Raw genomic sequence first — 14706 nt, 5'->3', positions numbered from 1 at the left:
AACTGCTCTTTTACTATTCTATCAACTTTTCAAGTAAGCCTTTATTCTGTTACTTCCGTTTAATCAAGTATTTAACTGCCTTTTCCAATCTTTCCTTCTGCGCTTGAGGGTCGCCTAAAGGTTCATTAATACAAGCTGTTAAATTCTCGGTTATCATCAACTCAATAATACGATCAACACTGGATCGCACTGCTGTTAATTGAGTAATGATATCGACACAATCACGCTCTTCCTCCATCATTTTTTGGATACCCCGCAATTGACCTTCTGAGCGTTTGAGGCGTGTAATGTACTTTGATTTTGTCATCTATTTATCCTTAAACGATTTTTTTATATTATATCTCTAATAAAGCCCTTTGTCAAAAGTATCACTTCTCTTAAAGATAAAGCCTCCTAGTTCTCTACTCTAACTCGCGTAACAATACCATCTTTGTCAGTCACGTTGAATTCTGCAGACGAAAACCACTTAGTTATCGCCTTGTTAGTTTGAGATTGAGCAAATACTTTCAACAACTCCTCTTTATTCTCAACTTCAACCACATAGTAAGCAAGACCAGCCATGCTATTTTCACGTCGAGCTAAATCTTTACCACCCCATTCATTAACAGCTAAATATCTCGGCAAGCAACAAGCGAATGAAAAAGAGCTTGAACAGTTCAAGGCTATGGAAGCTTTCCAAAGAGAGCATAATGGAAAGTAGATGAAACAATCAAAAAACCACCCTCAGGTGGCTTTTTCTATACTTCATTTCACCATTTCGTCAAGGAGATTTCTCCGCTATTGAGCCAGATTTCTTCTTGATTTTCTAATTGGACCAAGAGTTGGCCGGTATCAGAGATATCTTTGGCGATGCCTTGATAGGTTTGCTGATTTTGCTCGAAAGTGACAGTTCGTCCTAGGACCAGGGAGCGCTCTTTGTAGAGGTAGACCAGTTCATCGATATCCGTTTGGAAGAATTCTTTCCAGATCTCGCTGATGAGGTCATTGCGGGTGGTGGGACAAGGTCCTTCAAATAAGGAACCGGCCTTGCTTTCTAGCTCATCTGGAAAAGTAGGGATGGCTAAATTGAAACCGACTCCGATAATGACATCCGTGACAAGACCAGTCTCTATGGACGTGATAGCTTCAGTTAAGATTCCCCCAATTTTTTTATGGCGATAATAAATATCGTTGACCCACTTGATATCGATATCGATCAGGGTCAGGTTTTTAATAGCCTTGTAAATAGCTCCAGCGACCATCAGGGTATAAGGGGGGAGCTCAGCAGGTGGCAGTTGGGGCTTTAGGTGAAGGGACATGTAGATGCCCCCTTGATCAGGGCAGTAGTAATCACGACCAAAGCGGCCCTTTCCAGCGGACTGCGAATTGGCTAGGTAGAGGGCCTTGCCTTCTTGATGGACTTCTATGCCTAATTTGGCGTCCAATTGGGTAGAACTACATTCTTCATTCAAGGACACGGTCAACTGGGTATTGCTTGCGATCACTTCAGGAAGCAAAATATCGCCTGAGACCAGTCTATAACCCTTCTTTTTGAGGGATTCGATGACGACCCCATCTTTTTCCAGGTGCTGAATAGCCTTCCAGATGGAGGTGCGGGAAACACCTAATTCTTTTGCTAGTTGCTCTCCATTGACATAATCGTCTGCCTGAGAAAGGGTTTGAAAGAGGATTTCGTGTGTTTTCATAGTTTTTTTATTCTCGGAAAGGATGGAGGATCATCCATTCTTCGTACTTTCTCTAATAGTTAGCTTGGTTCCTAGCATAGTGAGGGTTGGTATTTCTCTCGGAGATAGGACTTGTTTATTTAGGACATCCATTGCGGTTCGTCCCATTTCTTCTGTAAAAACGGTGATGGTCGAGAGGGGAGGAAAGACTTGCTTGGCTAAACTGGTATCATTAAAGGAAATGAGTTGGATATCATCAGGGACCTTAATGCCAGCCTCTTGAAAAGCCCGGAGAGCCCCAATGGCTAAACTATCACTCGCAGCAAAATAGGCATCAGGTAAGGGTAAGCCAGACTGAAGCTTAGAGGAAATGAGGTCATAGCCTGATTGAGCTGTAAAATTTCCAGTGAGGATGAGTTCAGGGTGATAAATACTTCTTTCAATACAATAGTTTCGATAGGCTCGTCGCCGAGGATCGGGAATACTTTCCAATAGGTCAGTTGTTTTTTCCTCACCGCTTAGGAGCCCAATTGTTTGACAGCCTTGTTTTCGTAAATAGGAAAGAGCAGTCTGTACAGCATTTTCAAATTCAGTCGCGACGCAAGGGTGGCCTTGGTTAAGGGTATTACTATCGACAAAAACCAGAGGTTTGTCTAGCCTTTCTAACTCGACAATCTGAACCCTACTAAACTTTCCGATACAAAGGATCCCAATAACTTCCTCACCTAATCGAAAAGGAATATCATTGAAATAGCGGAGAATCCCATAGTCGAGATCCTGTGCTCTTTTTTCAATGCCTAAGCGGATGTTGTAATAGTAGAGGTCGTCCAGCTCTCCCTCTTCACTTTTCCATTGGATGATGACAATTTGCTGTTTTTCTTTTTTAAAGTTCCCACTTTTCTGATGTCTGGTGTAGCCTAGTTCGTCAGCAACAGTCAAAATTCTGTGGCGGGTTTCCTCCGTTACAGAAAGACTGGCATCTTGGTTCAGAACACGAGAGACAGTGGCGATGGATACGTCTGCGAGGTTAGCAATATCCTTTAATGTGGCCATTCGTTTTCTCCTTCTTTCTTCTAGTATATCATAGGTTTCGTCATATTAGCGAATTTTACTAAAACTTTAGTAAAATAATTGATTTGTTGCATGAAAGAGGTTACACTAGTGGTAAATAACTATATAAGTGAGGTAATCTCAATGAATACTCAAGAACTTCGGGAAGCTTTTCAAACAGTCTTTGGAGCAGAAGCAGATCATACCTTCTTTTCACCAGGACGGATTAATTTGATCGGTGAACACACAGACTACAACGGAGGGCATGTCTTCCCAGCAGCCATTACGCTTGGTACCTACGGGGCTGCAAGAAAACGTGAGGATAAGGTCTTGCGTTTCTTCTCAGGGAATTTTGAAGACAAAGGGATCATTGAAGTCCCACTGGATCATCTTCGTTTTGAAAAAGAGCACAACTGGACCAACTATCCAAAAGGTGTGCTTCATTTCTTGCAAGAAGCGGGACATGTCATTGATAGAGGCATGGACGTCTATGTCTACGGTAATATTCCTAATGGATCAGGCCTCTCTTCTTCAGCTTCCTTAGAGCTCTTGATTGGCGTCATCGCTGAGAAACTATTTGATCTTCAGTTAGACCGCTTAGATCTGGTTAAGATCGGCAAACAAACCGAAAATCACTTCATCGGGGTTAATTCTGGTATCATGGACCAATTTGCCATCGGTATGGGGGCTGATCAACGGGCTATTTATCTCGATACCAACACCCTAGAATATGATCTGGTACCGCTCGACCTTAAAGACAATGTCGTGGTCATCATGAATACCAACAAACGCCGGGAATTAGCGGATTCCAAATACAATGAACGTCGTGCGGAATGTGAAACCGCCGTCTCTGAACTCCAAGAAAAACTAGACATCCAAACCTTAGGGGAATTGGACCTCTGGACTTTTGATGCTTACAGCTACTTGATCAAGGATGAAAATCGCATCAAACGAGCTCGCCATGCTGTACTTGAAAACCAACGGACCCTCCAAGCACGCAGGGCACTTGAAGCAGGTGATTTGGAAGGTTTTGGCCGTCTCATGAATGCTTCCCACGTATCTTTGGAGCATGACTACCAAGTGACTGGTCAAGAATTGGATACCTTGGTGCATACAGCCTGGGAACAAGAAGGAGTGCTTGGTGCTCGTATGACGGGAGCAGGCTTTGGTGGTTGCGCCATCGCCCTTGTCAACAAAGATAAGGTTGAGGCTTTTGAGGAAGCTGTCGGCAAACGCTATGAGGAAATCGTTGGCTATGCGCCAAGTTTTTATATTGCTGAAGTAGCAGGGGGCAGTCGCGTTTTAGATTAGGAGAGAGGTAAATGGAAGCTGTAATATTTGATTTAGATGGCTTATTAGCTGATACTGAGATCATTTCTCTAAAAGTTTATCAAGAATTGCTTAAAGATTTTGGAATTCCTTTCATAGAAGAAACATATTCTAGAGACTACAGTGGACATAGGGAAGAGGAGAATGTTCAACGATTTTTAGATACCTATGATTTACCTTGGAACTTTGACCAAACCTTGGAAAAAGTTTATGAACTGGAAGCTCGAATCTTAGCTCAAGGTGTCAATTTAAAAAAAGGTGCTAAAAATTTGCTTAGTTTTTTGAAAAGAGAAGGTATTCCAATCGCCCTAGCAACTTCAAGTATTGAATCTCGGGCTAGAATGATTTTGGATAGTAATGGTATACTGTCCCTATTTGACCATCTAGTTTTTGCAAAAGATGTCAAGCGAAGCAAACCTTACCCTGATATATTTTTAAAGGCCTGTAGTGATTTGAATGTTTTACCAGAGAATTGCTTAGTATTAGAGGACAGTGAAGCAGGGATTGAAGCAGCCTATAGAGCTGGGATACCAGTTATTTGTATTCCAGACTTAAAATGCCCAGCACAGTCTTTCTTAAATAAAACAGAACAAGTTTTTCAGGATTTGGATGCTGTCAGAGACTATTTAGAAAGTAAGAAGGAGAATCAATGAGTCAGGGAATTTTGGATGCATTTGTTACAGCCGTCATTAAGGCCAGTGACTACGAAGAGATGGATCGGATTTATCTAAAAAATCGCGTTATGAGTCGCGTCGGAGAAGAAGGACTAGACGCTCCAGCTCATATGGCAGACTTGATTGCACTAAAAGATCAACTGGTGGAGATTGCGGTTGCGAATAATAAGATCCAAGACAGCATGGCGGCAAAAGACAGCTTGGGTGCGGAGTTGATGGATTGGATCACCCCTAGCCCTAGTCAGGTCAACCATCGTTTCTGGGAGACTTACCGCCAGTCCAAAGAAGACGCGATTGCGGATTTCTATGCCCTTTCTAAGCGCAATGATTACATCAAGGTCAAAGCGATTGCGCAAAATATTGCCTTTGAAGCAGAGACTCCCTACGGCTCTCTTGAAATCACCATCAATCTGTCAAAACCTGAAAAAGATCCTAAAGACATTGCAGCGGCCAAGCTTGCCAAAGCCAGTCATTATCCAGCCTGCCAATTGTGCTTTGAAAATGAAGGCTATCAAGGTCGCCTAGACCATCCAGCCCGGGCCAATCATCGGATTATCCGTTTTGACATGGACGGTCATGACTGGGGCTTTCAGTATTCCCCTTATGCCTACTTCAATGAACACTGCATTTTCCTCGATAGCCAGCATGTTCCTATGGCCATTAGTCGCAAGACCTTTGAGCGACTCTTGACCATTGTCGAGACTTTTCCAGGCTATTTTGCAGGGTCTAATGCAGACCTGCCCATTGTAGGGGGATCCATCCTGACTCATGACCATTACCAAGGGGGACGCCACACCTTCCCTATGGAGTTAGCTCCTGTTGAGGAAAGCTTTAGCGTTGAGGGATTTGAGGCTGTATCGCTAGGAATTGTTAACTGGCCCATGTCGGTTCTCCGGTTGCAATCAGATGACAAGGCGCAATTGATTGCCCTGGCAGACCATATCCTCACAGCCTGGCGAGGCTACTCGGATCCAGCCGTTCAAGTCTTAGCAGCATCCGATGGTCAGCCCCACCATACCATTACCCCCATTGCACGGATTCGTGATGGGCATTATGAACTGGACTTGGTGCTCCGTGACAACCAAACCTCACCAGAGAATCCAGACGGTATCTATCACCCACATGCAGATGTGCAACACATTAAAAAAGAAAATATCGGCCTGATCGAAGTCATGGGCTTGGCCATTTTGCCACCTCGCCTCAAGGAAGAGCTCAAGCAGGTTCAGGACTATTTGCTTGGACGTGAGAGCACAGTGGCAATCTACCACCAGCCTTGGGCAGATGATTTGAAAGCCGCTCACCCAGCTATCACAGAAGAAGCAGAGGCCCTTGTACGTGAATCAGTCGGCCAGATCTTTGCGCGCGTGCTGGAAGATGCTGGAGTCTACAAGCGAACAGCAGAAGGACAAGCGGCCTTTAGACGCTTTGTTGCGACACTTTAAGTGTGGAGAAGCGGCAGAAATTTGGTACAATAAGAGAGAAGACAAGAAGCGAAAGGAAAACAAATGGCAATACTCGTACTCGGAGGAGCTGGCTATATCGGTTCCCACATGGTGGACCGCTTGGTCAATGAAGGACAGGAAAAAGTCGTCGTGGTCGATAGCTTAGTCACAGGCCACCGTGCAGCGGTGCATCCAGATGCCGTCTTTTACCAAGGAGACCTGGCAGATCAAGACTTTATGCGCACTGTGTTTAAGGAACATGCCGATATCGATGCGGTCATCCACTTTGCTGCCTACTCACTGGTCGCTGAGTCTATGGCCGATCCATTGAAATATTTTGACAACAATACAGCTGGCATGGTCAAACTCTTGGAAGTCATGCATGAATGTGGGGTGCACTACATCGTCTTTTCTTCAACTGCTGCTACCTACGGTATTCCAGAAGAAATTCCGATTCTTGAAACCACTCCACAAAAACCGATTAATCCCTATGGCGAAAGTAAGCTCATGATGGAAACCATCATGCGCTGGGCCGATCAAGCCTACGGCATCAAGTATGTGCCCCTTCGTTACTTTAATGTAGCGGGTGCTAAGCCAGATGGATCCATCGGAGAAGACCATGGACCAGAGACCCATCTCTTGCCGATCGTCTTGCAAGTGGCCCAAGGCAAACGCGAGAAGATCTCCATTTTTGGGGACGACTACAAGACACCAGATGGGACCAATGTTCGGGACTACGTCCATCCATTTGATTTGGCAGATGCCCATCTTTTAGCAGTGGAGTATCTGCGTAATGGCAATCCATCGACTGCCTTTAATCTGGGCTCATCGACTGGATTCTCCAATCTTCAAATCGTTGAAGCAGCTCGCAAGGTGACGGGACATCCGATCCCACTTGAGCTGGCTGATCGCAGACCAGGAGATCCAGATACCTTGATTGCATCATCTGAGAAGGCGCGTGCCATCCTCGGCTGGCAACCAAAATTTGACAATATCGAAACCATTATCCAAACAGCCTGGGCTTGGCATTCCAGCCACCCAGATGGCTACAATGATCGATAAGGAGGAACTGCGAACATCATTTTTGAGACTTTTCTAATAACATCTAAAACGACAGTTGATCTTGCCAAATGACTCGTTTCAGACGTCAGTCATTTCCCTAACCATCATAAAAAGTGAGGTATTCAAAATGAATAAAACCACAAAAATGTTAGCCGTCTTCTTGACAGCTGGTCTTCTTTTAGCTGGTTGCGCACAGAAAGAGAGTACAAAATCTACTAGTCCATCGTCTACTAAAGCGACAAGCAAATCATCCGTTAAAGAAAAGACAAAAGAGTCATCAACTGATGAAAGCAAAAAAGAAGATGCACTAGCAGGTGCTCAAAAAACTGTTCTCGAAACGAGTGATGAAGCTGGTAAGTCAACTATCACCTTGTATTACAAGGGAGATACCTTGTTAGTACAAGAAAAAGTTGATGATTACGACGTCTCAAAAGTGCCTGGTGAGAACCCTCTTGAAACCATGAAAGAAGCCGTTGCCAAGAGCCAAGAAAAATTCAAAGATCTGATGGGACATGGATTTGAACTAACATCAGAATACAAAGACGGAATCTTTTATATCCGCAATACCATTGATTACACAAAAATCGATTTTAATAAATTAAAAGAAATCGTACCAGGATTTAATCCCCTAGATGACAAAACAGTCAGTTATTCAGTAACGAAAGACAGTCTTATCAAGGGCGGTATGGTCGAAAAATAAACCAAATGGAGAGCAGTTCAGTTTGCTGCTCTTTTTTGTTTTAGTATGAATTCATGGGCATATTTTGGTAGAATAGGATTTAAGGAAAATAGTGAAATGGATGAACACGTCATTATGATAGCAGGAGTATAGGGTGAATATTCTTAAAAAAATTGAAGATAAAACATATCAAAATGAGGACTTAATCAATAACATAGATTTAAATCCTATAATTTCTTACCATATTATCAAAGAAATTGTTAACCGTAAGATCAATGATATTAACGTTATTGATAAATTAATAGAAATTTCTGTCAGACTGTCTGTCAATGATTCAGTTTTAGGTCCAATTTGTTTGGGCCATATGTCTTTAGCTGTATTAAGAAAATTAGGAATTGACGTAAGGAAAGTTGATAATCATTCAGCTATTTCTGATTATGATTGGGAATTAGTTGATAAATTTTATCACGAGAATGAATGGTGAGAGAATAGATTATTTCAAGCAACAGGAAAGTCAATTCAATTAATTGTATATGAATCTAAAAGAATACTTGATGAGGGGGACTTAGGAGATGGTCCACTTTATCATTTGGATGTTACTCCAGAATAACTGGCATACAAAGGTAATTTTTTACTTAGATTGAAATAGGAATAATAAAATGCTAATAAAATTAAAAAACAAAATTGAATCCGAAGTTGCAAAAATTGGAAATTTAAAATTAGATGAATTTGGAATTTATTTTTCCGAACAACCTCCCTACTTTCTAGAAGGAATTTCTGTAATTGAGGATGGAAATGGAAGATATAGTCTAGTTTTTACTGAACGAGGAAAAATAACATCTGAGATTTCTAAATTAGATGATAATGAGGTAACATATCAAATTTTAAAGATAATCATTAAAAATATTTCCTCACATACCATTTATAAAAAGGATGTAGACTTAATTGATAAATTGATCAAAAATAATGAATTTGAAAAAGTTAGTCAATTAGTTGAGAAAGCCCAAGTGAATAGATATAGATATGAAATGGAATTATTTGAAAAGATCAGTCCATTATATACTTCATGGTACAAAATAGAGAATGAATAATTCGTATAATTTCGATTGCTGAGTAAATGTGGATTGATTGAAGAAGCAAACTTCCAGATGATTATGTATCACCACTTAAGTAAAAGAGGTATAAAATGAAATCAACAAAATTTGAATGGGAAGGCTTATGAATGTTAAAAAGAGAATATGGAATATTTAAATACCCTGATGGTGATATTAGGTTATCAATAAAATTTTTGGATGAAAACTATCAAACTTTAGGTGATTTTTTTATCATTGAGGTTCATAATTTTTACCCTCATGTTTATAAAGAATTGGAAGCAGTTGTAACAGGTCAAAAAGAAGAATCAGACTTTGGCGGTAATATGCTCAATACTGATATAGGTAAAGAAGAAACAGAAGTATACTATCAAATGGATGATGAAAGTCTTGGAGAACATTGCTTTATCTCAACTGATGAACTATATAAATTAGTTATTGAGTGGAAAGAAATGGAAGAAAGAATGAAAAGAGGGGAAGAAATTTTTCCAGTGACTTTAGAGGATTAATGTTGTAAAACTCACGCTGTAACCTTCTCTCCTCTAGCTATTCCACTTAACACCCTAGGTTTGGTATGAATACCACCCTAATGGCTACAATGATCGATAAGAAGAAACCTCAAGTCAGTTGGCTTGAGGTTTTTATGTGCGTGAATGAGCTGGGAATACCACTAACTAGGCTTTTTTCTAGCGGAGAAAGATGTTATAATATGAAAAAATTTAAAGGAGAAATGAATGGGAGATAAATACACAGTAAAAAGTGATCTTTCGGTGGCTGCTCAGCATGCTACTGCAATAGGATCTGCCAATAATCATCCAGCTATAACAGTTCAAAGAGATGAGCAAACGACAGTTGCTGGTAATATTAGTGCTAAAAATGGTATTAGTCAATTTGAGACTCTTCAGGCTCAATTATCGAATCATATTGTGAATATGATTCAAAATATCCATAGCTTAGCTGAGCAATTTGAAGATAAGGACGCCATGATTCGTCAAAATTTAAATATTTTGAATACCATTCAGTCTAAGCCATCATTCTCAAATGAAACGAAATCAAAATACTTAGATGTATTAGAGGATTAGATATGAGTGCAGAAGATACATGGAATAAGCTCCATGAGAAAGAACGACAACTTTCAGAGAAGGAGTGGGACTTATATCAGCGGATAGAAAAATTAGATTCGAAGAAAATGGAAGTAATGGATCAGCTGTTGAATGATTCACATTGGTTAAATGATCTAGATTTTCTTTTCGAAGGTAGTAGATATCAAATTCAAATGATGAATGACCAGTTAGAATTCCAGCATCAAGTGAGAATAATGGAATACAGTCTGGATGAAGAATTAGAAAAACTTCAGAAAGAACATAAATCTATTGAAATGAAGTTAGATTCGATTCATCAAGAAAAAAGACGATTAGTGACGGAGGAAATCACATGAGTATAGATATGTATCTAGAATCCGCCAGAAATCAGGCAATTAGTTTATCTAGTATATCCGCCCAGTGCGTGCAACAGAATATTGAATTGATTAAAGTTCTTGAAAATTTTGTCGCTGAAGAAGAGTTAAAAGGGCATGCTTACGACTCAGCAAAGGCGCATATTACAAGTACTGTAATTCCATTAATTCAAGGAATTGTCTTATACCAAGAATCACTGGCGGAGGAGTGTCAAAAATTTGTCAGTCAATATACCTCTGACGTAGATAGTAAAAGTTGGCGTCAAGTGGATTTAGAGGAAAAAATTAGGGAAGCAGATCAAAAGATTTCCAGCCTACGACAGTTAATGGAAACAAAATCGAATAATAAGATTTCAGCTTTTCTAAATCTTTCGGTATCTATAGCCGTATTAGAGGGAGTAAAACAAAAATTACAGAAAATATTAATTAGTCTGCTTACTTTTAATGCAGTCTCTCCAACTATCTTTTTAAATTCAGAGCGGTATTTATTGGCCGTTCAAAATGGTTTTGCCCAAGCTGCACAATCATGGGATGCTGCTAGTGGAACTTACTTGCCACCAAGTAGTGGAACTGATCTATCGTGGAAGCAAACAATCTCTTTAGGATGGCAAAAACGACAAGCAGTCCTGAACAAAGTGAAGAATCCGAAGGTTGAAACGTTTGAAGACAAACTCTCAAAAATGTCACGTGCAGAACTAGAGGAAGAATACGGAGATGTGATTAAAGCCTATAAAAGGTTTACGAATATGGGGCAAGGTGATACGATCCTTGCAAAATGGGATATGAATGATCTCAAATTGTTATGGAAGCGGTATAATGAAGTGAAGGATGATCACTTAGGATTATTGCCTTCAGAATTAGCCAAGGTGGACCCGAAATTTAAGAAACGTATCGATGCAATGGATCAAGAAGCGTTAGAAGAGGCCTACCCAGAACTTAAAACATTGATCTCCATGGCTTATGTGAATCCCTATGCACAACTATTTAAATCTGAAACAGATCGAGCTAATGATCATTACCTACTAGACCGCTATTTCCTTTTAGATAGTCAAAAAATGCTCAGTTGGCGAGATCCCGCCTTTCAAACTAAATATGATTATTATATAATTGAAGAAGGAATTAATCCTTTTACAGGCAAACCAGCTACACAGGAAGAAATCAATCGGGCAAAAGATATCAAGAAGGTGAGGGCTTTTACTGAGAGCTTGCAACTGGCAAGCTCCCTGTATACCTCTTATGTTGGATACAATCAGTATTACAATAAACCCTATACAACGTTCTCGGACGTATTTAGTAAAGTAAAAGGGAAGGTTCCATTCTTCAATAGGAAACCAGTAATTCCTGAGGTAAACCCTAAGGTAGAAGCCAATGTTAAAACTATATCAGAACCAGCAAAAACCTATGATCGTGAACGCATTTTACGAAATATAGAAGAAAGTAAGCTTGCAAGGAAGAGTTCAGGTTTTAAAGATTTTGCAACTCGAGAAAGATATCTAGAGAAAGTCTTTGACAAATTAACTCCTGAAGAAAGGGAATTAATTTTTAATATTTCTAAGGACTCACCGAAGGTTAAGTATAAAAATGGAGTAACACCAAAAGAAATACTTGAAATAAATAAAGGGGACAGACCAAACCCTGAAGATATTTATAATTCAACTTATTTAAAAATGCATAACCAACAATTTAAGAATGGGGCATCCAGATTCCAAAAATTTCAACCAAGCGAAAGTTGGAATGGAGGTATTGTTGGAGGTAAGGATGGAACAAGTTTCTGGTTGAGTAAAGAACATGCAGATATCATTGAAAAGGTTGCCAATGGAGATAATCGTCTTTATGAAATTATATTAGGATTTGATGAAGGTTATTTAGGAGACGGTCCACTTTATCGTTTGGATGTCACTCCAGAAGTAGTAGCGAAAAAAGGGATTTCAATACCAAGCGGGAATGAAGTTGGAGCCAATGACTGGTGGAGACCAACCGGACGAACTTTCCCAGGAGATATTCCAGAAGGTGTTATGGAAGATATTAGTACCAAGAGAGGAGAACATACATGGAACATAGTAAATTAGGCTGGGAAGATGTTATCCAGTTCGAAGAAGTAAAAGGTTATGGTCAGCACATTTGGAGAGATGGCAATACTCTTTATTACGTTACTGAGGAAGGAGGAATCGCCCCTCAGCGTGTTGTTTATGAATTACCAAACGAGTTATTTGCCTTATTAGAAAGTGGGGACAGAACGGAGTTAGAAGTATTAAGTAAACTTCAGAACGATCGTTGGCCACCAACGGAAGAAGAGAGAAGAGAATCTAGAAGAAAATTTATAAGCAAACATCCAGCTTCTTTGATAGATGTCCCTAAAAATAGGAAACTTTTTTCTAAGGAAGAACTTGAAGAGTTGATTCCGATTGCTGAGAAGCAGTGGATTGAATCTGAAGGAGAACTTCCAGATGATTATGTATCACCACTTAAGTAAGGAAGATATAAATGAAACCAACAAAACTAGAATGGGAAGATGTTATTCAATTTGAGGAAATTGAAGGATATGGAAAATCCATTTGGAAAAATGAGGACAAATATTATTTAGTTTTAGAAGAAGGCACCGTAGCTTCTTGGTTAGTAATCTATGAACTCCCACAAGAATTATTTGCTCTATTAGAGAGTGGAGATAGAACGCTCCAAGAAGTTTCCTGGAAAGTTCAGAATGACTGTTGGCCACCGACAGAAGAAGAAAAGAGGGCTAGTGAGAAACGATTTGTATTAAAAGGCTTAACTCCTTTAATAGCTAGTCCTAAGAGTTGGGAATTATTTACTCAGGAAGAGCTTGAAAGATTAATTCCACTTGCTGAACAGAAATGGATTGACTGGAGAGGCAAGCTTCCAGATGATTATGTATCACCATTGAAATAGCCTGCGTGGAACTTGTTTAGACACCGTTAGTTGTGGACAAGTTTCTTTTTTTACTTTAGGTGCACTAGATGAATCTCTCCCAAAATGTGTTGAAAATATAAATAGAACTCTGGCCTTCTCTTAATGCAAGTGTGAGAAGAGTTCAAAAACTCTACCCTGTAACCTCTCCTCTAGCTATTCCACCTATTTCATGCTAGAATAAAGAAAAACACATTTGGAGGCATTATGAATCAGACAGTGACTTATTTGCAGGAATTGACAGCCATTCCTTCACCGACCGGTTATACACGTGAGATTGCAGATTACTTAGTCAACACCATTGAAGGCTTTGGGTACGAAGTAACTCGGACTGCTAAGGGTGGGGTGAATGTGACCGTTCCTGGTGTGATCACAGACAAACAACGTTACGTCACAGCCCATGTGGATACCTTGGGAGCTATTGTCCGCGCTGTGAAAGCAGATGGCCGCCTCAAGCTAGACCGAATCGGTGGTTTCCCTTGGAATATGATTGAAGGGGAAAACTGTACAGTCCATGTAGCCAATACAGGAAAAAACCACTCGGGTACGATTTTGGTCCATCAGACTTCTTGCCATGTCTACAAGGATGCGGGGACTGTCGAGCGGACCCAGGACAATATGGAAGTCCGTCTGGACGAAAAAGTAACCAATGAAAAAGAAACCCGTGCCCTTGGCATTGAAGTGGGTGATTTTGTCAGCTTTGATCCCCGGACCATTGTGACAGATACTGGCTTTATTAAATCTCGTCACTTAGATGACAAGGTGAGTGCGGCGATTCTCTTGAATCTTCTGCGCGTGTACAAGGAAGAACAGATCCAATTGCCAGTAACGACCACCTTTGCCTTTTCAGTCTTTGAAGAAGTGGGGCATGGGGCTAATTCTAGTATTCCAGCTGAAGTGGTCGAATACTTGGCAGTGGACATGGGAGCTATGGGAGATGACCAAGCGACGGATGAATACACGGTATCCATCTGTGTCAAAGACGCTTCTGGACCGTATCACTACGAATTCCGTCAGCATCTAGTAGCCTTGGCAAAAGCCCAAGAAATCCCTTATAAGTTGGATATCTATCCTTTCTATGGATCAGATGCTTCTGCAGCCATGAGCGCAGGAGCAGAAGTCAAGCATGCCCTTCTCGGAGCAGGGATCGAATCTAGCCACTCATATGAGCGGACTCACTTGGATTCTGTAGTCGCAACAGAGCGCATGGTCGATGCCTACCTCAAGAGTGACTTGGTAGAGTAAAAATGGAACTACTCTCCGGAGTAGTTTTTTCATAAACTAAAATTTTCTGAAAATTCCTTTTCTTCTGAAAATCTTTGTGGTATAATCTT

General features: G+C 40.5%; 17 protein-coding genes and 1 pseudogene. 15 read left to right on the top strand and 3 right to left on the bottom strand.

Going from position 1 to position 14706, the window contains the following annotated elements:
- Nucleotides 1–49: 49 nt before the first annotated feature.
- The gene (locus tag O3602_RS01055; protein ID WP_003002739.1) at nucleotides 50–307 is read right to left on the bottom strand and encodes a metal-sensitive transcriptional regulator; all 258 of its coding nucleotides are present in this window, start codon (nucleotides 305–307) and stop codon (nucleotides 50–52) included.
- Between the two features lie 303 nt (nucleotides 308–610).
- On the opposite strand from O3602_RS01055, the pseudogene O3602_RS01050 reads away from it, so the two are divergent.
- Nucleotides 611–700: pseudogene (locus O3602_RS01050) on the top strand (TIGR01741 family protein); the annotation flags it as partial.
- Between the two features lie 49 nt (nucleotides 701–749).
- On the opposite strand, the gene birA reads toward O3602_RS01050, so the two are convergent.
- Together birA and O3602_RS01040 are read right to left on the bottom strand one after the other, a co-directional pair.
- Nucleotides 750–1685 carry a bifunctional biotin--[acetyl-CoA-carboxylase] ligase/biotin operon repressor BirA gene (gene birA / locus O3602_RS01045; protein ID WP_371610975.1) on the bottom strand — a complete coding sequence of 312 codons (936 nt, stop codon included), beginning with the start codon at nucleotides 1683–1685 and terminating at the stop codon, nucleotides 750–752.
- Between the two features lie 30 nt (nucleotides 1686–1715).
- Nucleotides 1716–2717, bottom strand: coding sequence for a LacI family DNA-binding transcriptional regulator (locus tag O3602_RS01040; RefSeq protein WP_371610974.1), 1002 nt, complete (start codon nucleotides 2715–2717; stop codon nucleotides 1716–1718).
- Nucleotides 2718–2858: 141 nt separating this feature from the next.
- Here O3602_RS01040 and O3602_RS01035 point away from each other — a divergent pair, with 141 nt between their 5' ends.
- The 14 genes from O3602_RS01035 to O3602_RS00970 all read left to right on the top strand — a co-directional run bounded on the left by O3602_RS01035 (nucleotide 2859) and on the right by O3602_RS00970 (nucleotide 14617).
- On the top strand, nucleotides 2859–4025 hold the full coding sequence (locus O3602_RS01035) for a galactokinase (RefSeq protein ID WP_003011443.1): 1167 nt from the start codon (nucleotides 2859–2861) through the stop codon (nucleotides 4023–4025).
- Nucleotides 4026–4036: 11 nt separating this feature from the next.
- Nucleotides 4037–4696 carry an HAD family hydrolase gene (locus O3602_RS01030; RefSeq protein ID WP_371610973.1) on the top strand — a complete coding sequence of 220 codons (660 nt, stop codon included), beginning with the start codon at nucleotides 4037–4039 and terminating at the stop codon, nucleotides 4694–4696.
- Nucleotides 4693–6159: a UDP-glucose--hexose-1-phosphate uridylyltransferase gene (galT, locus tag O3602_RS01025; protein ID WP_371610972.1), complete on the top strand. Its 1467-nt coding sequence runs from the start codon at nucleotides 4693–4695 to the stop codon at nucleotides 6157–6159. The genes O3602_RS01030 and galT overlap by 4 nt, the downstream gene beginning before the upstream one ends.
- A 63-nt stretch (nucleotides 6160–6222) precedes the next feature.
- Complete coding sequence (gene galE / locus O3602_RS01020) at nucleotides 6223–7221, top strand: UDP-glucose 4-epimerase GalE (protein WP_049517998.1); 999 nt, start codon at nucleotides 6223–6225, stop codon at nucleotides 7219–7221.
- A gap of 127 nt (nucleotides 7222–7348) precedes the next feature.
- Nucleotides 7349–7921 carry a DUF1307 domain-containing protein gene (locus tag O3602_RS01015; protein WP_371610971.1) on the top strand — a complete coding sequence of 191 codons (573 nt, stop codon included), beginning with the start codon at nucleotides 7349–7351 and terminating at the stop codon, nucleotides 7919–7921.
- 133 nt (nucleotides 7922–8054) lie between these two features.
- Complete coding sequence (locus O3602_RS01010) at nucleotides 8055–8384, top strand: hypothetical protein (protein ID WP_003011169.1); 330 nt, start codon at nucleotides 8055–8057, stop codon at nucleotides 8382–8384.
- A gap of 175 nt (nucleotides 8385–8559) precedes the next feature.
- Complete coding sequence (locus tag O3602_RS01005; RefSeq protein WP_003011031.1) at nucleotides 8560–8991, top strand: hypothetical protein; 432 nt, start codon at nucleotides 8560–8562, stop codon at nucleotides 8989–8991.
- A gap of 131 nt (nucleotides 8992–9122) precedes the next feature.
- Nucleotides 9123–9500, top strand: coding sequence for a hypothetical protein (locus tag O3602_RS01000; RefSeq protein ID WP_037606286.1), 378 nt, complete (start codon nucleotides 9123–9125; stop codon nucleotides 9498–9500).
- 225 nt (nucleotides 9501–9725) lie between these two features.
- Nucleotides 9726–10073 carry a TIGR04197 family type VII secretion effector gene (locus tag O3602_RS00995; RefSeq protein ID WP_003011317.1) on the top strand — a complete coding sequence of 116 codons (348 nt, stop codon included), beginning with the start codon at nucleotides 9726–9728 and terminating at the stop codon, nucleotides 10071–10073.
- Between the two features lie 2 nt (nucleotides 10074–10075).
- Nucleotides 10076–10429, top strand: coding sequence for a DUF3958 family protein (locus O3602_RS00990; RefSeq protein ID WP_003011410.1), 354 nt, complete (start codon nucleotides 10076–10078; stop codon nucleotides 10427–10429).
- The gene (locus O3602_RS00985) at nucleotides 10426–12516 is read left to right on the top strand and encodes a hypothetical protein (protein WP_003011221.1); all 2091 of its coding nucleotides are present in this window, start codon (nucleotides 10426–10428) and stop codon (nucleotides 12514–12516) included. Before O3602_RS00990 ends, O3602_RS00985 begins: the two co-directional genes overlap by 4 nt.
- Nucleotides 12498–12920: a hypothetical protein gene (locus O3602_RS00980; RefSeq protein ID WP_003011080.1), complete on the top strand. Its 423-nt coding sequence runs from the start codon at nucleotides 12498–12500 to the stop codon at nucleotides 12918–12920. Before O3602_RS00985 ends, O3602_RS00980 begins: the two co-directional genes overlap by 19 nt.
- 11 nt (nucleotides 12921–12931) lie before the next feature.
- The gene (locus tag O3602_RS00975) at nucleotides 12932–13354 is read left to right on the top strand and encodes a hypothetical protein (protein ID WP_371610970.1); all 423 of its coding nucleotides are present in this window, start codon (nucleotides 12932–12934) and stop codon (nucleotides 13352–13354) included.
- Between the two features lie 225 nt (nucleotides 13355–13579).
- The gene (locus O3602_RS00970; protein ID WP_371610969.1) at nucleotides 13580–14617 is read left to right on the top strand and encodes a M42 family metallopeptidase; all 1038 of its coding nucleotides are present in this window, start codon (nucleotides 13580–13582) and stop codon (nucleotides 14615–14617) included.
- Nucleotides 14618–14706: the final 89 nt, after the last annotated feature.

The organism is Streptococcus sp. 27098_8_186, assembly GCF_041432055.1.
GTDB classification, from domain to species: domain Bacteria; phylum Bacillota; class Bacilli; order Lactobacillales; family Streptococcaceae; genus Streptococcus; species Streptococcus dentalis.
The sequence above is the reverse complement of the archived record's forward strand: the minus strand, read 5'-3'. Positions and strand labels throughout refer to the sequence as shown.